Origin of the sequence: Streptomyces sp. Wb2n-11 (assembly GCF_001049855.1) — a bacterium.
Taxonomy (GTDB): domain Bacteria; phylum Actinomycetota; class Actinomycetes; order Streptomycetales; family Streptomycetaceae; genus Streptomyces; species Streptomyces altiplanensis.
Map to the genome: position 1 here is coordinate 4,561,620 of NZ_CVPB01000001.1, position 19,828 is coordinate 4,581,447.

Sequence of the window (19,828 nt, forward strand, 5' to 3'; positions counted from 1 at the left end):
ACATTCCGCGAACGTCCCCCAAGACGTTCTCGGCATCGCCTACTTAGACTCGCGGGTCGCCCGAATGGTTACCCTCAAACCTCAGTGACGTGCGTCACTTTGTGTGCGTCCTGTGAAGGTACGCAGCCTGAGGCTGTTTGTCACTACGAATACCGAGGAAAACGCCATCGCGAATCCGGCGATCATGGGGTTGAGCAGCCCGGCGGCCGCCAGGGGCAGGGCGGCGACGTTGTAGCCGAAGGCCCAGAAGAGATTTCCCTTGATGGTCGCCAGCGTCCTGCGGGACAGCAGGATCGCGTCCGCCGCCACCCTCAGGTCCCCCCGGACGAGCGTCAGGTCGCCCGCCTCGATCGCCGCGTCCGTACCCGTGCCCATCGCGAGCCCCAGATCCGCCGTGGCCAGCGCCGCCGCGTCGTTCACACCGTCGCCGACCATCGCCACGCTGCGCCCCTCGGCCTGGAGCCGCTTCACGACGTCGACCTTGTCCCGCGGCAGGACCTCGGCGTACACATCGCCCGGCTCGATCCCGACCGCACGCGCCACCGACTCGGCGACGGCCCGGTTGTCGCCGGTCAGCAGGACCGGGGTCAGGCCGAGCTCGCGCAGCCGCGCGACCGCCTCCGCGCTGGTCTCCTTCACGGCGTCCGCGACGGCCAGGACGCCGCGCGCCGACCCGTCCCAGGCCACGGCCATCGCCGTACGCCCCTGAGCCTCAACCGCGGCCTTGGCGTCGGCCAGCTCGCGCGGAAGCTCCATGCCCGCTTCGGCGAGCAGCGCCTCGCGCCCCACCAGCACCTCGTGCCCGTCGACCAGGCCGCGCACCCCGAGCCCCGCGATGTTCTCGAACTTCTCCACTCCCGGCAGCGGCCCGGTCCGGTCGGCGGCGCCGGACGCCACGGCCCGCGCGACCGGGTGCTCCGAGGCGTGCTCCAGCGCGCCGGCCAGGCGCAGCAGCAGGGTCTCGTCGGTGCCGGGTGCCGTGAAGATCTCCCTGAGCTCCATCCGCCCCGTCGTGACCGTCCCCGTCTTGTCGAGTACGACGGTGTCCACGCGCCGGGTCGACTCCAGCACCTCCGGCCCCTTGATCAGGATGCCGAGCTGGGCGCCGCGCCCCGTGCCGACCATGAGCGCGGTCGGCGTGGCCAGCCCCAGCGCGCACGGGCACGCGATGATCAGCACCGCCACGGCCGCCGTGAACGAGGCGGCCGGGTCGTCCGTGAGCAGCAGCCAGGTGACGAGCGTGCCCAGGGCGATGAGCAGGACGACCGGCACGAAGACCGCGGAGACGCGGTCGGCCAGGCGCTGCACCTGTGCCTTGCCGTTCTGGGCGTCCTCGACGAGGCGGGCCATGCGCGCGAGCCGGGTGTCGGCGCCGATCCTGGTCGCCTCGACGACGATCCGGCCCGAGGTGTTCACGGTGGCGCCGGTGACGGCGCTTCCGGCGGCCACGTCCACCGGCACGGACTCGCCGGTCAGCATGGAGGCGTCGACGGCGGAGGCGCCTTCGGTGACCGTGCCGTCGGTGGCGATCTTCTCGCCGGGGCGTACGACGAAGCGGTCCCCGACGGCGAGCGTGCCGACCGGGACGCGTACCTCCGTACCGCCCCGGAGCACGGTCACGTCCTTCGAGCCGAGTTCCATCAGCGCGCGCAGCGCCGAGCCCGCCCTCCGCTTGGCCTTCGCCTCCAGGTAGCGGCCGAGGAGGATGAAGGTGACGACTCCGGCGGCGACCTCCAGGTAGACCGCCGAAGCCCCGTCGGTGCGCTGGGACGCCGTCAGCTCGAAACCGTGGCGCATGCCCGGCAGGCCCGCGTGCCCGAAGAACAGGGCCCACAGCGACCAGCCGAACGCGGCGAGCGTGCCGACCGAGACGAGGGTGTCCATGGTGGCGGCGCCGTGCCGGACGTTGGTCCAGGCGGCCCGGTGGAAGGGCAGCCCGCCCCAGACGACGACCGGAGCGGCGAGGGTGAGCGAGAGCCACTGCCAGTTGTCGAACTGGAGCCGGGGGATCATCGCGAGCGCGACCACGGGGACGGAGAGGACCAGCGAGACGAGGAAGCGCTGCCGCAGCGGGGCGAGGGCGGGATCGTCCTGCTCGCGCCCGGTCGCCTGCTCCGGTGCGGCGGGGGCGGTGGCGGCCGGGGCGGCGGGCGGCGGGGGCTCCTCGGCGGTGTAGCCGGTCTTCTCGACGGTGGCGATGAGGTCCGCGACGCCCACCCCGTCGGCGTAACTGACCCTCGCCTTCGCCGTCGCGTAGTTGACGGTGGCGTGGACGCCGTCCATGCGGTTGAGCTTCTTCTCGATGCGGGCGGCGCAGGAGGCGCAGGTCATCCCTCCGATGGAGAGCTCGACCCGGGACGCGTCCGCGGTGGTCGCCGGTGCCTCTTGCGCTGTGCTGGTCATGTGTTCTTGCTCCAGGAAAACGGACCGGGCCGTACGGGAGCCAGTATGAACTGGTCCGGTACGGCCCGGCGGGAGAGGGCGGTCCGGGTCAGGCCTGGCCGACGAGCTCGTAACCGGCCTCGTCGACGGCGGCGCGTACGGCTTCCGGGTCCAGCGGGGCGTCGGAGACGACCGTCACCCGGCCGGTGGAGGCGACGGCCTTCACCGAGGTGACGCCGGGGATCTCCGAGACCTCGCCGGCGACCGCGCCCTCGCAGTGCCCGCAGGTCATGCCGCTCACCTGGTACTCGGTGGTGACGGCGCCCACCTGGACCTCGGCCGGGGCGTCGTGGCAGGAGCCGGACGGCGAGCAGCAGGAGCCGGTCGTGGTGGCCTCGGTCTTCGTCTCGGTCTCGGCGGTCATGTCGTTCTCCCTCTCTCAGGCTTACGCAGGTGTGGTGCCCCAGAAAGCCGCGGGGATGCCGTGACTTCCTGATGCGGCCCAGACTATACCCCTAGGGGGTATGAACGCGACTTTCCCCGGCCGCGATTTCGGCCATGTGGGTGCCGGTGGCCGCGCGGTCGCCGATGACCGGATCCGAGTGGCGGAACGAGGCCGCCCCATTCCTTCCTCACCCCTTGCGGCCCCTGTTGCCCGGCCGGCGCGAGACCCAGAGGCGGATGGTGTCCGCGTACCAGTAGGGCTTGCCGTTCTCCGTGTGGTCGGGCGGGGGGAGCAGTCCGTGCTTGCGGTACGAACGCACGGTGTCCGGCTGGACCTGGATGTGCGCGGCGATCTCCTTGTACGACCAGAGCCTGCGGTCGGTCATCTGTGACACCTCCCTGCGCGCGCCTCGGCGGTGGCCTGGGGGGCCGTCGGGGGAGCCGGGGCGTGGAACGCTGACGATCACTCAGCCTGTGTCCCTTGAACGACGCTGAGTGATGTGCGGGGTGGGGCTGTCGAATACCTGTGACGGAATTCCCGTCCAACCGGGACATGTGTGACAGGAGTTCAATGAAAGTGACGCCTGCGGCGCGTGTTCCGCCGCGGTCCCCGGCTAGGCGCCGCAGGAGCGGAGGAAGCGGCGGGTGCGCCGGGCGATCGGCAGGGGTCTGTCCGGCGGACACGGGTACATGTCCTGCTCGACGATCGCGAACAGGTCCACGTCCAGCCGTCCGGCCGCCGCCAGCACGGGTTCCAGCGCCGGCACCCCGGCCGGCGGCTCGCACATCACGCCCCGCCCGACGGCGGGGCCGAACGGCACCTCGTCCGCGACGACTTCGGCGAGGATCCCCGGGTCCACCTGCTTGAGGTGGAGGTAGCCGATCCGCTCCCCGTACGTCTCGATGAGCTCGACGCTGTCCCCGCCGCAGTACGCGTAGTGGCCGGTGTCCAGGCAGAGCGAGACCAGGGCGGAGTCGGTGGCGTCCAGGAAGCGGGCGACGTTCTCCTCGTTGTCGATGTGCGTGTCCGCGTGCGGATGGACGACGATCTTCAGCCCGTACCGCTCGCGCACCTCGCGCCCGAGCCGCTCGGTCTGCCGGGCGAGCGTCCGCCACTGGGCGGCCGTCAGCGTGCGCTCCTCCAGCACTTCACCGGTCCTGTCGTCCCGCCAGAAGGATGGGATGACGACCAGGTGCTCCGCGCCCATGGCCCTGGTGAGCCCGGCCACGTCCGCGACATGGGCCCACGTGGCGTCCCAGACCTCGGGTCCGCGGTGGAGGCCGGTGAAGACCGTGCCCGCCGAGACGGACAGTCCCCGGCGGCGCGTCTCGTCGGTGAGGCGGGCCGGATCGGTCGGGAGATAGCCGTACGGGCCGAGTTCGATCCAGGGGTAACCGGCCTCCGCGACCTCGTCGAGGAAGCGTTCCCAGGGCACCTGGAGCGGGTCGTCGGGGAACCACACCCCCCAGGAATCGGGGGCGGAACCGACCCGGATGCGGGTCGGCGCGGGTACGGGAGAGGTCATGAGCGCCAGCTTTCAGGCCGTACGAGAAAGGTGTCAACCCTTCGTCCGAATGTAAGGACAAAACATTGACAGGGTGCCGTGGCGCCCATTAGACCTGGGAGCAGCCGCCGGACCGGAGGGACGCGCATGGAGTCCGATGCGTACGAGCAGCACGACCCGTACGACCTGATCGCGATGGGCCGGATCGGAGTGGACCTCTATCCGCTGCAGGCCGGGGTCGCGCTGGCGCAGGTCGAGACGTTCGGCAAGTTCCTCGGCGGCTCGGCCGCGAACGTGGCGGTCGCCGCGGCCAGGCTGGGCCGGCGCACGGCCCTCGTCACCCGCACCGGGACCGACCCCTTCGGCGACTACCTCCACCGGCAACTGCGGGAGTTCGGCGTCGACGACCGCTGGGTGACGGGGGTCGCGGACCTGCCGACCCCGGTGACGTTCTGCGAGATCTTCCCGCCGGACGACTTCCCGCTCTACTTCTACCGGCAGCCGAAGGCGCCCGATCTCGAACTGCGGGCCCGGGAACTGGACCTGGACGCGATCCGTTCGGCGCGGATCTTCTGGATGACGGGCACGGGCCTGTGCGCGGAGCCGAGCCGTTCGGCGACGCTGGCGGCGCTGGAGGCGCGGAAGGCGGGGAGCACGACGGTCTTCGACCTGGACTGGCGGCCGATGTTCTGGGGCGACGGCGACCCCGGCCGGGCCCGCCCGTACTACGCCGAGGCCCTCCGCCACGCCACCGTCGCCGTCGGCAACCTCGACGAGTGCGAAGTCGCCACCGGTGAGCGCGAGCCGTACGCCGCCGCCCGCGCCCTGCTCGCCGCCGGCGTCGGACTCGCCGTCGTCAAACAGGGGCCGAAGGGCGTGCTCGCCGCGCACCGCGACGGCACGGCGGCCGAATGCCCGCCCGTACCCGTCGACGTGCTCAACGGGCTCGGCGCGGGCGACGCCTTCGGCGGGGCCCTCTGCCACGGGCTGCTGGCCGGCTGGGACCTGGAGCACACCATGCGGTACGCCAACGCGGCCGGCGCCATCGTCGCCGCCCGCCTCGCCTGTTCGTCCGCCATGCCCCGCCCGGCAGAGGTGGAACAGGTCCTCGCGGGCGGCCCCGTCCCCGCGCAGGAGCCCACGACGTGACCACCGGCCTGCGCATCCGCGATCTCGTACGGGTACGGACCCGCCACCCCGAAGCGATCGCCGAGGCCGCCGCCCGCCGCCCCCGCAGGCCCCTGATCGGCGCGAGCGGGCGGCTCATGATCATCGCGGCCGACCACCCGGCCCGCGGCGCCCTCGGCGTCGGCGACCGCGAACTCGCCATGGCCGGCCGCCCCGACCTGCTGGAGCGGCTCTGCCTCGCCCTCTCCCGCCCCGGCGTCGACGGCGTCCTGGCCGCCGCCGACATCCTCGACGACCTGCTCCTCCTCGGCGCTCTCGACGGCAAGGTCGTCGTCGGCTCCATGAACCGCGGCGGCCTGGCCGGCGCCGCCTTCGAACTCGACGACCGCTTCACCGGACCCCGCGCCCAGGACCTGGAGCGCCGCGGCTTCGACGCCGGCAAGCTGCTCCTGCGCATCGACTACGACGACCCCGGATCGCTCGACACCCTCCACGCCGCCGCCCGCACCATCGACGCGATGGCCGAACGCCGCCTCCCGGTCTTCGTCGAGCCGTTCATATCCCGCCGCGTGGACGGGAAGGTCCGCAACGATCTGAGCGCCGGGGCCGTCACACACGCCATCGCCATCGCCTCGGGCCTCGCCGGGACCTCCGCGTACACCTGGCTGAAGGTCCCCGTCACCGAGGACGCCGACGACATGGCGCGGGTCATGGAGACCTCGACGCTGCCCGCCGTGCTACTGGGCGGCGAGGTCGGCGCCGACCAGGACGGCGCGTACGAGAAGTGGCGCGAGGCGCTGCGGCTGCCGACCGTCCAGGGCCTGGTCGTCGGCCGGTCGCTGCTCTATCCGGCCGACGGGGACGTGGCGGGGGCGGTCGACACCGCCGTCGGACTGCTGTAGCGCACGGCCGACGGGTAGGGAGAGGGGCATGACGGACAACGACACGCCGTACGTACTACGGGCGGGGACCGCCGGGCAGGGACCGTACGCCCTGGACATCGGTCCGAAGCGGGCCGGCTGGCGCTATGCGGGCCTGCGCGTGCTGGAACTGCCGCCCGGCGGCTCCCACACGCTCACGGCCGGCGACAGCGAGTGGATCGTGCTGCCGCTCAGCGGCGGCTGCACGGTGCGCGTGGAGGACCGGACCTTCGAACTGCTGGGCAGGAAGAGCGTGTTCAGCTCGGTCACCGACTTCGCGTACGTGCCCCGCGACGCCCACGCCCGGATCTCCTCCGTCGCGGGAGGCCGCTTCGCCCTGGCAGGAGCGAGGTGCGAGCGACGGCTCCCCGCCCGCTACGGCCCCGCGCCGGAGGTCCCCGTCGAACTGCGCGGCGCCGGCGACTGCTCGCGCCAGGTCAACAACTTCGCGGCCGCGGACGCCTTCGCGTGCGACCGGCTCATCGCCGTCGAAGTCCTCACCCCCGGCGGCAACTGGTCCTCGTACCCGCCCCACAAACACGACGAGCACCACCCGGGCGTCGAGTCCGAGCTCGAAGAGATCTACTACTTCGAGACCGGCCGCGAAGGCGGCCTCGGCTACCACCGGGTCTCCCCGTCCCGCCCCGGAGGCACGGACCTCCTCGCCGAAGTCCGCACCGGCGACGCCGTCCTGATCCCCGACGGCTGGCACGGCCCGTCCGTCGCGGCGCCCGGCGACACCCTCTACTACCTCAATGTGATGGCGGGCCCGGGGGAGGGGCGGGAGTGGCTGATCCGCGACCACCCCGACCACCGCTGGATCCGCGACACCTGGCCTTCACAGCCGGTCGACCCCCGGCTGCCGCTGTACGGACCCGAGGAGCCGACGCAGTGACCACCCGCCGACTGACCACCGCCCAGGCCCTGGTGGCCTTCCTCACCCGCCAGCACACCGAACGCAACGGCATCCGCCACCGCTTCATCACCGGCACCTGGGGCATCTTCGGCCACGGCAACGTCGCCGGCATCGGCCAGGCGCTCCTCGAACCCGGCTCGGCCGGCATGCCGTACTACCAGGGCCGCAACGAGCAGGCCATGGTGCACGCCGCCGTCGGCTACGCCCGCCAGTGCGGCCGCCTCTCCGCGCACGCCGTCACCACCTCCATCGGCCCCGGCGCCACCAACCTCGTCACCGGCGCCGCCCTCGCGACCGTCAACCACCTCCCGGTCCTCCTCCTGCCCGGCGACACCTTCGCGGCCCGCCCCGCCGACCCCGTCCTCCAGCAGCTGGAGGCCCCGTACGCCGGTGACGTGTCCGTCAACGACTGCCTGCGCCCCGTGTCCCGCCACTTCGACCGGATCACCCGCCCCGAGGCCCTGATCCCGGCGGCGCTCCAGGCGATGCGCGTCCTGGCCGACCCCGCCGAGACCGGCGCCGTGACGCTCGCGCTGCCGCAGGACGTGCAGGTGGAGGCGTACGACTGGCCGGAGGAGTTCTTCGCCGAACGCGTCTGGCAGGTACGGGCCCCGGTGCCGGACGCGCATCAACTCGCCGAGGCGGTCGGGGCCTTCCGCGCCGCCCGCCGCCCCCTCCTCATCGCGGGCGGCGGCGTCCACCACAGCGGCGCCGAGACGGTCCTGAAGATCTTCGCCGAGGCGACCGGCATCCCCGTGGCCTCCACCCAGGCGGGCAAGGGATCGCTCCCCCACGACCACCCGGCGGACGTCGGCGGCATCGGCCACACCGGCACCGCCACCGCCGACGAACTCGCCCGCGCCGCCGACCTGGTGATCGGCGTCGGCACCCGCTACTCCGACTTCACCACCGCTTCCTCGACCCTCTTCCAGAACCCGGACGTCCGCTTCGTCAACCTCAACATCACCGGCTTCGACGCCCACAAGATGGGCGCGCAGCAGGTGGTCGGCGACGCCCGGGTCGCCCTGCAGTCCCTCAAGACCAGCCTGCGCGGCCACCGCGTCCCCGACGCCTACGTCGCCGAGTACAGCGAGGCGAAGGCGCGCTGGGAGGAGCGCGTCACCGCCGCCTACGCCGCCCCCGACGAGGACGCCCGCCCCACCCAGGTCCAGGTCCTCGGCGTACTCGACTCCCTCGTCACCCACCAGGACATCCTCATCAACGCGGCCGGCTCCCTCCCCGGCGACCTCCACAAGCTGTGGCGGACCCGCTCCCGGGACCAGTACCACGTCGAGTACGGCTACTCCTGCATGGGCTACGAGATCCCGGCCGCCATCGGCGTGCAGCTCGCCGCGCCCGGCCGCCCGGTGTGGGCACTGGTCGGCGACGGTACGTACCTGATGAATCCCACCGAAATCGTCACCGCCGTACAGGAACGCCTCCCCCTCAAGGTCGTCATCCTCCAGAACCACGGCTACGCCTCCATCGGCGGCCTCTCCGAGTCCGTGGGCGCCGAGCGCTTCGGCACGGCGTACCGCTTCCGGGAGCCCGACGGCTCGTACACCGGCGCGCCGCTCCCGGTCGACCTGGCGGCGAACGCGGGCTCCCTGGGTATGCGGGTCATCCGCGCCGATACCGTCCGTGACCTGCGGGAAGCTCTCACCGAGGCGCGTCGGTCCGACGGCCCCACATGTGTCTACGTCGAGACACGAACGCCCGACACAGTGTCGGGCGCGCCCGCCGCCCAGGCGTGGTGGGATGTCCCCGTGGCCGAGACCGCGACCCGTCCGTCGACGGTCAAGGCCCGGGAGGAGTACGACCGTCAAGCCGCTGCGCGACGCCGCCATCTCTGACCGCCCCCGCTGCAACACAAGGAGTTCCTGGGATGAAGACCGTCAACCACTTCATCGGCGGCAAGACCGTCGAGGGCGCGTCGGGCAACTGGGGCCCGGTCACCGACCCGGCCACCGGTGAGGTGACCACGCGGGTCGCGCTCGCCTCGGTCGAGGAGGTCGACGCCGCCGTCGCGTCGGCGAAGGCCGCGTACACGACCTGGGGCACGTCCTCGCTGGCCGCGCGCACCACGGTCCTCTTCCGTTACCGCGCGCTGCTGGACGCCCACCGCGACGAGATCGCCGCGCTGATCACCGCCGAGCACGGCAAGGTCCACTCGGACGCGCTGGGCGAGGTGGCGCGCGGTCTGGAGATCGTCGAGCTGGCGTGCGGCATCACCACGCAGCTCAAGGGTGAGCTGTCCACGCAGGTGTCGAACCGCGTGGACGTCTCCTCGATCCGCCAGCCGCTCGGCGTCGTGGCCGGCATCACGCCGTTCAACTTCCCCGCCATGGTGCCGATGTGGATGTTCCCGCTGGCCGTCGCGTGCGGCAACACGTTCGTACTGAAGCCGAGCGAGAAGGACCCGTCCGCGTCGGTCCGGCTGGCCGAGCTGGCGTCCGAGGCCGGTCTGCCCGACGGCGTGCTGAACGTCCTGCACGGCGACAAGGCCGCGGTCGACGGCCTCATCACCCACCCGGACGTCGCGGCGGTCTCCTTCGTCGGCTCGACCCCGATCGCCCGCCACATCCACCGGACCGCCTCCGCCAACGGCAAGCGCGTCCAGGCCCTCGGCGGCGCGAAGAACCACATGCTGGTCCTGCCGGACGCCGACCTGGACGCGGCCGCCGACGCGGCGGTCTCGGCGGCGTACGGCTCGGCGGGCGAGCGCTGCATGGCGATCTCCGCGGTGGTCGCGGTCGGCGCGATCGGCGACGAACTGGTCGACAAGATCCGCGAGCGCGCCGAGAAGATCAAGATCGGTCCCGGCAACGACCCGGCGTCCGAGATGGGCCCGCTGATCACCGCCGCCCACCGCGACAAGGTCGCCTCGTACGTCACGGGCGCGGCCGCGCAGGGCGCGAAGGTCGTCCTGGACGGCACGGGCCACACGGTCGAGGGCTTCGAGAACGGCCACTGGATCGGCCTGTCCCTGCTGGACGAGGTCTCCACGGACTCCGACGCGTACCGCGACGAGATCTTCGGTCCGGTGCTGTGCGTCCTGCGCGTCGACACGTACGAAGAGGGCGTGGCCCTCATGAACGCCTCGCCCTTCGGCAACGGCACCGCGATCTTCACCCGCGACGGCGGCGCGGCGCGCCGCTTCCAGCTGGAGATCGAGGCCGGCATGGTCGGCGTCAACGTGCCGATCCCGGTGCCGGTCGGCTACCACTCCTTCGGTGGCTGGAAGGACTCGCTCTTCGGCGACCACCACATCTACGGCAACGACGGCATTCACTTCTACACCCGCGGCAAGGTCACCACGACCCGCTGGCCGGACCCGGCGGACGCGCCCGCCGGCGTCGACCTGGGCTTCCCGCGCAACAACTGATCCACCGGCGCCGCTCGGGGCCCCCGCCACGGCCGGCGGGGGTCCTGCTCGTGACAGAACCCCTGGCGGGGCACGGCCCCGTACCGGCATCCTGGCCGGATGCTGATCAGAGAGGCCACCGCCGAGGACTGGCCCGTCATCTGGCCGTTCTTCCACGAGATCGTCGCCGCGGGCGAAACCCTCACCTACCCGCTCGACCCCGGTGCGGACGACGCCCGCGCGTGGTGGTACCTGGCCGCCCCGGACCGTACGGCCGTCGCGGTCGACGACGCCGGTACGGTCCTCGGCACGGCCAGGATGAACCGCCACCACATGGGCAACGGCTCCCGCATCGCGAGCGCCGGCCACCCGGTCGATCCCGGCACTCGGGTCGGGGCGTGGGGCGGGCGTTGTACGAGCACAGCGTGAAGTGGGCGCGGGAGTCGGGGTTCCGGGCGATGCAGTTCAACGCGGTCGTGGAGACCAACGTCCACGCGGTGAAGCTCTACAAGTCGATCGGCTTCGACGTGATCGGGACGCTCCCCGGAGGGTTCAACCATCCCACGCGGGGTTACGCCGGCCCGCACATCATGCACTTGGGCCCCTGAGGTGGATGCGGACGCGTGAGATACGCGTACGGCGGCGCCCGCCACCCCGAGGGGAGGGAGACCGGGCTGCTAGAACAGGGAGTGCAGGAGCCTGTTCGGGGAGCCGGTGCGCGGGTCCTGGACCTTGTCGGGGGTCGCGTTGCCCACCAGGGCGTCGCGGACCTGGGCCGGGGTCGCGGTGGGGTTGGCGGAGACGTAGAGGGCGGCTGCGCCCGCGGTGTGGGGCGCGGCCATCGACGTGCCGGAGATGGTGCTGGTGGCCGTGTCGCCGTCCTTCCAGGCCGAGGTGATGTTCACTCCCGGCGCGAACAGGTCCAGGCAGGTGCCGTAGTCGGAGAACGACGCGCGGCGGTCGCCGCTGTCGGTCGCGCCGACGGTGATGGCCTCGGGGACGCGGGCGGGGGAGTAGTTGCAGGCGTTGGCGGGCCAGCCGAGGAAGTTGCCGTTACCGGCCGCGACGGCGTAGCTGACACCTGACGCGATGGACTTCTTCACCGCGTCGTCGAGGGAGGTGTTCGCGCCGCCGCCCAGGCTCATGTTGGCCACGGCCGGCTTCTGCGCGTTCGCGGTCACCCAGTCGACGCCGGCGATGACGCCCGCCGTCGTACCGGAGCCCGCGCAGTCCAGGACGCGCACCGCGACCAGCTTGACGGCCTTGGCGACGCCGTACGTCTTCCCGCCGACCGTGCCCGCCACGTGCGTGCCGTGGCCCTGGCAGTCCTGGCCGTTCCGGCCGCCGCCCACCGTGTCGGTGCCGACCGTGGCGCGGCCGCCGAACTCGCTGTGGGAGGTGCGGATCCCGGTGTCGATGATGTACGCCGAGACGTTCGACGCGGTGGTGCCGTAGATGTACGTCGTGGAGAGCGGGAGGTCCCGCTGGTCCACGCGGTCGATGCCCCACGTGGCTCCGGTCTGCGTCTCGTTGAGCCGTACGCGGGAGTCCTGCTCGACGTACGCGACCCTCGGGTCCGAGGCCAGCCCCGCCGCCCGCGCCTTGGACATCGTGGCGGAGAAGCCCTTGAGGGCGCTGCGGTAGACGTGCTTCGGGGCGACGCCCAGATCGGCCGCGCGCGTCGTGCCGTCCTTCAGGACGACGATCCAGCTGTTCCCGACCGCCGTCGAGGCCGGGGCCGGGCGGAGGTCTCCGACGGGCGCGCTCTGTGCTGGGGGAGGGCCCGCGAACTGGAGGCCGGCTGCGAGGGCCACGGCGGGTATCAGGGTCCCTGCGCGGCGGAAAGCGGTTCTCATTGTGTCGTGCACCTGACCTTTCGTTGACCGGATCGCGGGCAATTACGGGTTGCGTGGTGCGCTGTGGCGCGAATGCGCAGCACAACGTCTCGTGCGGCGCACAAGTGCACAAGGTGGTGTTGCGGGCGGGACTACGCCAAAGAGATGCCTGCGGCGCGGAGCCGCCCGGCCACGGCCGTCCAGTCGGGCGGGGAGAGGGGCTCGAGCGGCACCGTACCGGTGCTCATGTCCTTGAAGCCGCTGGAGGTCGAGACGCAGACCACCGCCCCCTCGTCGGACGGCGGCAGTTGGCGCATCCCCGCCAGGGACACGGCCGACGAGAACTCCGCCCACAGCCCGCCGGCCGCCAGCTCCGTCCGTGCCGCCGCCATCTGGGCATCCGTCACCCGCAGCGCCCGGCCGCCGCTCTCCCGTACCGCGACCACGCCCCGGTAGCCGCTCACCGCGCAGTCGATCGCATACGCCGAAGTGGGGCCCACCTGGACCGTGGCCGCCGGAACACCCCGGTCCAGTGCCGCCGCCAGCGGGGCGCCGGCGGCCGGCTCGCAGGCGTACATCCTGGGCGTACGGGCGGCGAGCCCCAGGCGGACCAGCTCCGCGAAGCCCTTCCAGACGCCGAAGAGCAGCTCGCCGTACCCCGTCGGGACGAACACCGCCGCCGGAACGCCGAGTTCGGCGTGGATCTCGTACGCGACGGTCTTGTAGCCCTCCGGACCGAAGGCGTGGCCGGTGTGCGCGGCGGCGGTGAGATTGCTGACGGGGTGGTAGCCGAGACGGTCGGCGATCCGCCGCATCAGAGGCCACCGCTCTTTCTGCGGCACGGGCAGGACGACCGCGCCGTACGCGTCGAGGAACGACTGGACGGCGGGCGGAGCGCCGGTCGACGCCAGCACCACGCACCGCAGACCGGCGCGGGCCGCGTACGCGGCGGCCGAAGCACCGTGGTTGCCGGAGGAGGCCACCACGACGCCCTGCGCGCCCGATCCCACCGCCGCGCTCACCGTGCAGCGGTTCAGCCGGTCCTTGTGGCTCCAGGTGGGGTTGCGGGACTCGTCCTTGATCCAGACGCCGTCGGCGAGTTCGACGAGCGGGGTACGGCCCTCCCCCAGGCCCGGGGCGTGGAGCGGTGGCAGCAGGGGAGCCCAGCGGTCGATTCCGCCCTTGTCCGGAGCGGGATCGAAGAGGGTGTCCGGTACGTCGTCGTACGCGTAGTCCACCTCGACGGGGTACGCCGTGGCGGCAGTGCTGGTGACGGGGCAGCCGGCGGTGAGCGGCGGCCACAGCGGATAGCGGACCCGGGGGTCGCCCAGCGAGCGCTGCCCCTCGGCCAGCGAAAGCCCGGCACTCCCGCTCCCCTTCCCACTTCTGTTCACGCTCCCACTCCCGCTCACTCGAAGGTCCAGGTCAGCATCGCGAAATCACCGTCGTCCCCGGCACCCGCCGAGCGGTACGTCGCCAGCGCCGCGTCGTTGTCGCGCTCCACGCCCACCCACATGCCGTAGCAGCCGCGTTCCTCGGCCACCTCCGCCAGCGCCCGCGTCAGGGCACGGCCGATGCCGCGCCGCCGGTGCGGCTCGTCGACGGACAGTTCGTACAGGCACATCTCGGTGCCCTTGTCCGGGTGGATCATCTCGACGCCCGAGACCATCCCGGCCGGCTCCCCGTCGACGTACGCGACGAGCATCAGGTGGCCGGGCGCGGCCAGGAACCGCTCGGCCCGTTCCGGGCGCGCCGGGCCGTCGTAGAGGTGCTCGGCGGAGGTCAGTTCGGCGACCGTCGTCGCGCGCCGGACGACCGGGCGGATGTCCATGGGGCTCCCTCTGCTACTCCGGCTGCGATACGGGGCGACGGCACCGTACTCCTTGCGTACCCCGACGAGGTCCACCCGGGGCCTCATCGGTTGTCTTACCGGGGACCTAGGGTTCAGGTATGAAGCTACGCATTCCCCGCAGCCGGGCGCTCGCCGGCGCGGCCGCCGCGTTCGCCGTCCTCGTCGGGGGCGGCACGTGGACGGCCGCCGCCTCCGACGGCGACGCGCCCGCCGTGCACCGCGAGGAACGGATCATGGGCATGGACGGGGCGAGAATCGACACCTCGTTCTTCACGGCGGACGGCGCGGGCGGTGAGCGCCGTCCCGCCGTCCTCCTCGGCCACGGCTTCGGCGGCAGCAAGCGCGACGTGCGGGCGCAGGCCGAGCAGCTGGCCCGGGACGGGTACGCCGTGCTGACCTGGTCCGCGCGCGGCTTCGGGAAGTCCACCGGGAAGATCGGGCTGAACGATCCGGACGGTGAGGTCGAGGACGTGTCGCGGCTGATCGACTGGCTGGCCGAGCGCCCCGAGGTGCGGCTCGACGCCGACGGTGATCCGCGCGTGGGCGTCAGCGGTTCCTCGTACGGAGGCGCCGTCTCGCTGCTCGCCGCGGGCCACGACAAGCGCGTCGACGCGGTCGCCCCGCAGATCACCTACTGGAACCTGGCCGACGCACTCTTCCCCCACGGCGTCTTCAAGAAGCTCTGGGCCGGGCTCTTCATCAACACGGGCGGCGGCTGCGACAGGTTCGAGAAGCACCTGTGCGAGATGTACGAACGGGTCGCGGTCGCCGGAGAGCCGGACGACGCCGCCCGCGACCTGCTGGAGTCGCACAGCCCGTCCGCGGTCGGCGACCGCATCGAGGTGCCCGCGCTCATCGTGCAGGGACAGAACGACTCGCTCTTCCCGCTCGACCACGCCGACGCCATGGCGAAGGCGATCGAAGCCAACGGCGCGCCCGTCGCCGTCGACTGGATCGCGGGCGGACACGACGGCGGGGACCGCGAGACGGCCCGCGTGGAGGGCCGGATCACCGACTGGTTCGACCGCTACCTGAAGGACGAGAAGGGCACGGACACCGGACCGGCCTTCCGCGTCACCCGCACCGGGGGCGTGGACTCCACCAACGGCGGAGCCCAGTTGCGCGGCGCCACCGGCGACCGCTACCCCGGTCTCGAAGCCGGGCAGCGGCGGCTGAAGTTGGTGGCGGGCGAGCGCGAGCAGCGCTTCGCCAGTCCGGCCGGGGCGAACCCGCCCGCCATCTCCTCCGTGCCGGGCGTCGCCGGCGTCGGGGCGCTGTCCCAGCTCTCCGGGCTCGGCGTCGGGCTCTCCCTCGACTTCCCCGGCCAGAACGCGCGCTTCGAGACCGCGAAGCTCGCCTCGGACCTGCGCGTCACCGGCTCGCCGACCGTCCGGGTCACGGTGAAGTCGGACCGCGAGGACGCCGTCCTGTTCGGCAAGGTGTACGACGTGAGCGCGGACGGACGCCGGCAGGTGCTGCCCTCCCAGCTCGTCTCGCCCGTCCGCGTCACCGGGGCCGGCGCGAAGGACGGCGCCACCGTCGAGCTGCGGCTCCCGGCGATCGACCACGAGGTCAGGGCCGGGCACCGGCTGCGCGTCGTCCTCGCCGCCACCGACCTCGGATACGCCTCTCCGGCCGACCCGACGGCGTACACCGTGACCCTGGAAGGGGGCGGGGCGCTCACCGTGCCCACCGCGTCCGGTGTGAAGACCCAGGCGGCCCCGCTGCCCTGGTGGGTCTGGGGGCTGCCGGCGGCCGGCGCCGTCCTGGCCGTGGCGCTGCTGCTCACCGCCCGGCGGCGGGCCGCCGCGCCCGCGCCGGACCCGGCGCTCGCCGGGGTGCCGCTGCAGATCACCGGCCTGACGAAGAAGTATGCCAAGTCCGTCGACCGCTACGCGGTACGGGACCTCTCGTTCCGCGTCGAGAAGGGCCAGGTGCTCGGGCTCCTGGGCCCGAACGGCGCGGGCAAGACCACCACCCTGCGCATGCTCATGGGCCTCATCACGCCGGACAGCGGCGAGATCCGGGTCTTCGGGCACGCCATCAGGCCCGGCTCGCCCGTCCTGTCGCGCGTCGGTGCGTTCGTCGAGGGCGCCGGCTTCCTGCCGCACCTCACCGGGCGCGCGAACCTCGACCTGTACTGGCAGGCGACCGGCCGGCCCGCCGAGGACTCCCGCATGGAGGAGGCCCTGGAGATCGCGGGGCTCGGTGACGCGCTGGAACGGGCCGTGCGGACGTACTCGCAGGGCATGCGGCAGCGGCTCGCCATCGCCCAGGCCATGCTCGGCATGCCGGACCTGCTCATCCTCGACGAGCCGACGAACGGCCTGGACCCGCCGCAGATCCGTGAGATGCGTGACGTGATGATCCGGTACGCGGCGGCGGGGCGCACCGTCATCGTCTCCAGCCACCTCCTCTCGGAGGTCGAACAGTCCTGCACGCACCTCGTCGTCATGGACCGGGGCCGGCTGATGCAGGCCGGACCCGTCGCGGAGATCACCGGCGGGACGGACACGCTGCTCGTGACGGTGGAGGGCGGGGTGAGCGAGGCACTGGCCGGGAAGGTGGACGCGCTGCCGGGCATCGGGTCCGCCGTACGGACCGACGAGGGTCTGCTCGTACGGCTGGACGGAGCCTCGCCCAGCACGCTCATCGGCGAACTGGTTCGTCTGGACGTCCCACTGACGGGTGTCGGGCCGAACCGCCGCCTGGAGGACGCGTTCCTCACCCTGATCGGAGGCTCCTCCGCATGAGCACCAACATCACCGAGCCGGCTGCTGAGCCGGTGGCCGAATCGGCCCCCGGTTACCGTCCCGGCCACACGCTCCCGCTGCGCGTCGAGGCGATGCGGCAGTGGCGCAGGCGGCGCACCATGGTCATGGCCATGGTGCTGGGCGCCCTGCCGCTCGTCCTGATCGCCGCGTTCGCGATCGGCGGCACCTCCGACAGGAACGACAGCCGGGTGTCCCTGATGGACACCGCCACCGCGTCCGGAGCCAACTTCGCCGCGACCTGCCTGTTCGTCTCCGCGGGGTTCCTGCTGGTGGTACCGGTGGCGTTGTTCTGCGGCGACACAGTGGCCTCCGAGGCCAACTGGTCCTCGTTGCGTTACCTGCTCGCGGCGCCGGTACCGCGCGCCCGGCTGCTGTGGAGCAAGCTCGCGGTGGCCCTGGGCTTCAGTCTGGCGGCGATGGTGCTGCTGCCGGCCGTGGCACTGGTGACGGGTTCGGTCGCGTACGGCTGGGGCCCGCTGCAACTGCCGACGGGTGGCTCCCTGCCCGCGGGAGACGCGGTACCGCGCCTCGCGCTCGTCGTCGTCTTCATCTTCCTCTCGCAACTGGTCACCGCCGGGCTGGCGTTCTGGCTGTCGACGAAGACCGACGCCCCGCTGGGCGCGGTCGGGGGAGCGGTGGGCCTGACGATCGTCGGCAATGTCCTGGACGCGGTGACGGCGTTGGGGTCCTGGCGCGAGTTCCTGCCCGCGCACTGGCAGTTCGCGTGGGTGGACGCACTCCAGCCGCAGCTGGAGTGGGGCGGGATGCTCAAGGGTGCGTCGGTGTCGGTGACGTACGCACTGGTGCTCTTCGCCCTGGCCTTCCGGGGATTCGGCCGGAAGGACATCGTTTCCTGAGCCGGTCGGCCATGATGTCCGCCATGGCCACTCTCCTGACCGCCCTGTCCGTAGTCGCCACGGGGCTGTACGCCGGGTTCATGCTGATCTTCCTGACCGGAGTCATGCCGGCCCTGGGGCGGCTGGCCGACGAGCAGTTCGTGGCGGCGATGCGGCGCGTCAACGAGGACGTGCCGCGCGGAGTGTTCGTGTCGGTCATGCTCGCCTCGGTGGCCTTCCCGGCGGCCGCGCTCGCGGTCCCGGGCGACGACGGCCGGCCGGCCGCGCAGTGGATCCTCCTGGCGGCCGGTCTCGGGCTCGTGGTCCTCAACCACCTGGTCACGATCGCCGGGAACATCCCCCTCAACAACGCCCTCGCCGCGTCCGAGCGGACGGGCGCCGTCGACCGGGAGGTCCGCGCGGCCTTCGAGACGCGGTGGAACCGGCTGCACCTGGTACGCACACTGCTGGCCACAGCCGGTTTCGTCCTGGTGGTCGGCGGATCCTTGTCATAACGGTGCGACAGCCGGCGGAGCCGGTCCCGGTTCCTCGTTCCATCGCTGACGTCCACGGGAAGAGCGGTGCCCCGCCGCAGGGAATGTGCGGCGGGGCACCGGTGGTAAAGGGTACGTATCACGTAGCCCATTTGCGGTAACGGCCGTGGGCCGAACGGCCGGAGCGTTTCCCGGCGCCAGGAAGCAGACAGGGGAAGGCCCCGGACCCCGTGAGTGATCACGGGATACGGGGCCTCGGAGGAAAAGCGTCGTCGTTGCAGCGCCGGCGGCTCAGCGCTTCAGTGGGCTTTGGGGAATGACGTCGAGGACGCCCATCGAGCTTCTTAGTTGTTGCCCACGACGGCGGAGTGGTGCTTGGCGTCGTTGCACTGGGTGGAGCTCGAGTCGGCGCGTCCGAGGATGCCGAGGGTGACCACCCGGTTGAGCACGCAGACGTCGTCGATGACCTGGATCTTCTGCGAGAACGACGGGTCGTCGCTCTTGTGGTCCCCGCCGCCGTAGGCCGCGGCGGGAGACACTGCGAAGCCGGTGGCGGCAAGCGTGAGCAGGGAGCCGGTGAGGGCCTTCTTGGCGTTCATGCGATGAGCCTTTCATGAAGAAGGGGAGGTTTCGGCACTGCGGAAGTGTCGATGCAATATCTAACGCGAAAATCGCGGGAGGGTTGCGGTTGTGGGGCCGGAATTCCCTCGTTCGCTATTCGTTTCATGCCGGAGCGGACCCTGTCGGGGAAAGTGGTACTCCCGGCCGGTCGTGTGCTGCGGGCATGGTGAACGCCGGGCCTCGTGGAAGAGTCCGTAAGGCCCGGGGTTTTCCTGGTGAGCCAGGAGGGAGTGCTGCGACTGGGCTTCCTGTTCGATGGCGTCGAGGACGCCCATCGAGCTTCTTAGTTGTTGCCCACGACGGCGGAGTGGTCCTTGGCGTCGTTGCACTGGGTGGAGCTCGAGTCGGCGAATCCGAGGATGCCGCGGGTGACCACCTGGTTGAGCACGCAGACGTCGTCGATGACCTGGATCTTCAGCGAGGACGACGGGTCGTCGCTCTTGTGGTCCCCGCCGCCGTAGGCCGCGGCGGGAGACACTGCGAAGCCGGTGGCGGCAAGCGTGAGCAGGGAGCCGGTGAGGGCCTTCTTGGCGTTCATGCGATGAGCCTTTCATGAAGAAGGGGAGGTTTCGGCACTGCGGAAGTGTCGATGCAATATCTAACATGGAAATCGCGACAGGGTTGCGGTTGTGGGGCCGGAATTCCCTCGTTCGCTATTCGTTTCATGCCGGAGCGGACCCTGTCGGGGAAAGTGGTACTCCCGGCCGGTCGTGTGCTGCGGGCATGGTGAACGCCGGGCCCCGTGGAAGAGTCCGTA

At 71.9% G+C, this 19,828-nt stretch carries 17 protein-coding genes and 1 pseudogene; 9 read left to right on the forward strand and 9 right to left on the reverse strand.

Annotation, left to right across the window (positions count from 1 at the left end; translation table 11 throughout):
• Positions 1-81: 81 nt before the first annotated feature.
• The 4 genes from BN1555_RS20745 to BN1555_RS20760 all read right to left on the reverse strand — a co-directional run bounded on the left by BN1555_RS20745 (position 82) and on the right by BN1555_RS20760 (position 4,352).
• Positions 82-2,403 (reverse strand): heavy metal translocating P-type ATPase, encoded by a 2,322-nt coding sequence (locus BN1555_RS20745; RefSeq protein WP_093800779.1) that lies wholly within the window; start codon positions 2,401-2,403, stop codon positions 82-84.
• 88 nt (positions 2,404-2,491) lie between these two features.
• A complete protein-coding gene (locus BN1555_RS20750; protein ID WP_093800780.1) occupies positions 2,492-2,806 on the reverse strand; it encodes a heavy-metal-associated domain-containing protein in 315 nt (104 codons plus the stop codon).
• A 208-nt stretch (positions 2,807-3,014) separates the two neighbouring features.
• Complete coding sequence (locus BN1555_RS20755; RefSeq protein WP_093800781.1) at positions 3,015-3,212, reverse strand: MerR family DNA-binding transcriptional regulator; 198 nt, start codon at positions 3,210-3,212, stop codon at positions 3,015-3,017.
• Positions 3,213-3,440: 228 nt separating this feature from the next.
• Positions 3,441-4,352: a sugar phosphate isomerase/epimerase family protein gene (locus tag BN1555_RS20760; protein WP_093800782.1), complete on the reverse strand. Its 912-nt coding sequence runs from the start codon at positions 4,350-4,352 to the stop codon at positions 3,441-3,443.
• A 126-nt stretch (positions 4,353-4,478) separates the two neighbouring features.
• On the opposite strand from BN1555_RS20760, the gene iolC reads away from it, so the two are divergent.
• The 6 genes and pseudogenes from iolC to BN1555_RS20790 all read left to right on the forward strand — a co-directional run bounded on the left by iolC (position 4,479) and on the right by BN1555_RS20790 (position 11,267).
• Positions 4,479-5,480: a 5-dehydro-2-deoxygluconokinase gene (iolC, locus tag BN1555_RS20765; protein ID WP_093800783.1), complete on the forward strand. Its 1,002-nt coding sequence runs from the start codon at positions 4,479-4,481 to the stop codon at positions 5,478-5,480.
• The gene (locus tag BN1555_RS20770) at positions 5,477-6,361 is read left to right on the forward strand and encodes a Cgl0159 family (beta/alpha)8-fold protein (protein WP_093800784.1); all 885 of its coding nucleotides are present in this window, start codon (positions 5,477-5,479) and stop codon (positions 6,359-6,361) included. The genes iolC and BN1555_RS20770 overlap by 4 nt, the downstream gene beginning before the upstream one ends.
• 28 nt (positions 6,362-6,389) lie before the next feature.
• The gene (iolB, locus tag BN1555_RS20775) at positions 6,390-7,274 is read left to right on the forward strand and encodes a 5-deoxy-glucuronate isomerase (RefSeq protein ID WP_093800785.1); all 885 of its coding nucleotides are present in this window, start codon (positions 6,390-6,392) and stop codon (positions 7,272-7,274) included.
• The gene (gene iolD / locus BN1555_RS20780) at positions 7,271-9,148 is read left to right on the forward strand and encodes a 3D-(3,5/4)-trihydroxycyclohexane-1,2-dione acylhydrolase (decyclizing) (RefSeq protein WP_093800786.1); all 1,878 of its coding nucleotides are present in this window, start codon (positions 7,271-7,273) and stop codon (positions 9,146-9,148) included. The genes iolB and iolD overlap by 4 nt, the downstream gene beginning before the upstream one ends.
• Positions 9,149-9,180: 32 nt before the next feature.
• Positions 9,181-10,680 carry a CoA-acylating methylmalonate-semialdehyde dehydrogenase gene (locus BN1555_RS20785; protein WP_093800787.1) on the forward strand — a complete coding sequence of 500 codons (1,500 nt, stop codon included), beginning with the start codon at positions 9,181-9,183 and terminating at the stop codon, positions 10,678-10,680.
• Positions 10,681-10,779: 99 nt separating this feature from the next.
• Positions 10,780-11,267: pseudogene (locus tag BN1555_RS20790) on the forward strand (N-acetyltransferase family protein).
• Between the two features lie 69 nt (positions 11,268-11,336).
• On the opposite strand, the gene BN1555_RS20795 reads toward BN1555_RS20790, so the two are convergent.
• From BN1555_RS20795 to BN1555_RS20805, 3 genes are all read right to left on the reverse strand, one after another.
• A complete protein-coding gene (locus BN1555_RS20795; RefSeq protein ID WP_255306113.1) occupies positions 11,337-12,527 on the reverse strand; it encodes a S8 family peptidase in 1,191 nt (396 codons plus the stop codon).
• Positions 12,528-12,646: 119 nt separating this feature from the next.
• Positions 12,647-13,888, reverse strand: a complete 1,242-nt coding sequence (locus tag BN1555_RS20800) for a threonine synthase (RefSeq protein WP_093800789.1) — start codon at positions 13,886-13,888, stop codon at positions 12,647-12,649.
• 14 nt (positions 13,889-13,902) lie between these two features.
• Complete coding sequence (locus BN1555_RS20805) at positions 13,903-14,325, reverse strand: GNAT family N-acetyltransferase (RefSeq protein WP_093800790.1); 423 nt, start codon at positions 14,323-14,325, stop codon at positions 13,903-13,905.
• A gap of 119 nt (positions 14,326-14,444) precedes the next feature.
• Between BN1555_RS20805 and BN1555_RS20810 the strand changes: the two genes are divergently transcribed.
• From BN1555_RS20810 to BN1555_RS20820, 3 genes are read left to right on the forward strand one after another with little or no spacing between them, the layout of a single operon-like run.
• Positions 14,445-17,099, forward strand: a complete 2,655-nt coding sequence (locus BN1555_RS20810; RefSeq protein ID WP_093800791.1) for an alpha/beta fold hydrolase — start codon at positions 14,445-14,447, stop codon at positions 17,097-17,099.
• Positions 17,096-17,977 (forward strand): ABC transporter permease, encoded by an 882-nt coding sequence (locus tag BN1555_RS20815; protein ID WP_093800792.1) that lies wholly within the window; start codon positions 17,096-17,098, stop codon positions 17,975-17,977. The genes BN1555_RS20810 and BN1555_RS20815 overlap by 4 nt, the downstream gene beginning before the upstream one ends.
• 23 nt (positions 17,978-18,000) lie before the next feature.
• A complete protein-coding gene (locus BN1555_RS20820) occupies positions 18,001-18,471 on the forward strand; it encodes an anthrone oxygenase family protein (RefSeq protein WP_176710088.1) in 471 nt (156 codons plus the stop codon).
• A gap of 323 nt (positions 18,472-18,794) precedes the next feature.
• Here the strand turns inward: BN1555_RS20820 and BN1555_RS20825 are convergent, their stop codons facing one another.
• Together BN1555_RS20825 and BN1555_RS20830 are read right to left on the reverse strand one after the other, a co-directional pair.
• On the reverse strand, positions 18,795-19,049 hold the full coding sequence (locus BN1555_RS20825) for a hypothetical protein (protein ID WP_093800794.1): 255 nt from the start codon (positions 19,047-19,049) through the stop codon (positions 18,795-18,797).
• Between the two features lie 305 nt (positions 19,050-19,354).
• Positions 19,355-19,609: a hypothetical protein gene (locus BN1555_RS20830; protein ID WP_093800795.1), complete on the reverse strand. Its 255-nt coding sequence runs from the start codon at positions 19,607-19,609 to the stop codon at positions 19,355-19,357.
• Positions 19,610-19,828: the final 219 nt, after the last annotated feature.

What these genes read in the sequence shown, in the direction of transcription:
- BN1555_RS20745 (WP_093800779.1), bottom strand. Translation starts at nt 2,403, where the DNA reads ATGACCAGCACAGCGCAAGAGGCACCGGCGACCACCGCGGACGCGTCC.
- BN1555_RS20820 (WP_176710088.1), top strand. Translation starts at nt 18,001, where the DNA reads ATGGCCACTCTCCTGACCGCCCTGTCCGTAGTCGCCACGGGGCTGTAC.
- BN1555_RS20755 (WP_093800781.1), bottom strand. Translation starts at nt 3,212, where the DNA reads ATGACCGACCGCAGGCTCTGGTCGTACAAGGAGATCGCCGCGCACATC.
- BN1555_RS20815 (WP_093800792.1), top strand. Translation starts at nt 17,096, where the DNA reads ATGAGCACCAACATCACCGAGCCGGCTGCTGAGCCGGTGGCCGAATCG.
- BN1555_RS20760 (WP_093800782.1), bottom strand. Translation starts at nt 4,352, where the DNA reads ATGACCTCTCCCGTACCCGCGCCGACCCGCATCCGGGTCGGTTCCGCC.
- BN1555_RS20830 (WP_093800795.1), bottom strand. Translation starts at nt 19,609, where the DNA reads ATGAACGCCAAGAAGGCCCTCACCGGCTCCCTGCTCACGCTTGCCGCC.
- BN1555_RS20825 (WP_093800794.1), bottom strand. Translation starts at nt 19,049, where the DNA reads ATGAACGCCAAGAAGGCCCTCACCGGCTCCCTGCTCACGCTTGCCGCC.
- BN1555_RS20750 (WP_093800780.1), bottom strand. Translation starts at nt 2,806, where the DNA reads ATGACCGCCGAGACCGAGACGAAGACCGAGGCCACCACGACCGGCTCC.
- BN1555_RS20805 (WP_093800790.1), bottom strand. Translation starts at nt 14,325, where the DNA reads ATGGACATCCGCCCGGTCGTCCGGCGCGCGACGACGGTCGCCGAACTG.
- iolB (WP_093800785.1), top strand. Translation starts at nt 6,390, where the DNA reads ATGACGGACAACGACACGCCGTACGTACTACGGGCGGGGACCGCCGGG.
- BN1555_RS20785 (WP_093800787.1), top strand. Translation starts at nt 9,181, where the DNA reads ATGAAGACCGTCAACCACTTCATCGGCGGCAAGACCGTCGAGGGCGCG.
- iolC (WP_093800783.1), top strand. Translation starts at nt 4,479, where the DNA reads ATGGAGTCCGATGCGTACGAGCAGCACGACCCGTACGACCTGATCGCG.
- BN1555_RS20810 (WP_093800791.1), top strand. Translation starts at nt 14,445, where the DNA reads ATGAAGCTACGCATTCCCCGCAGCCGGGCGCTCGCCGGCGCGGCCGCC.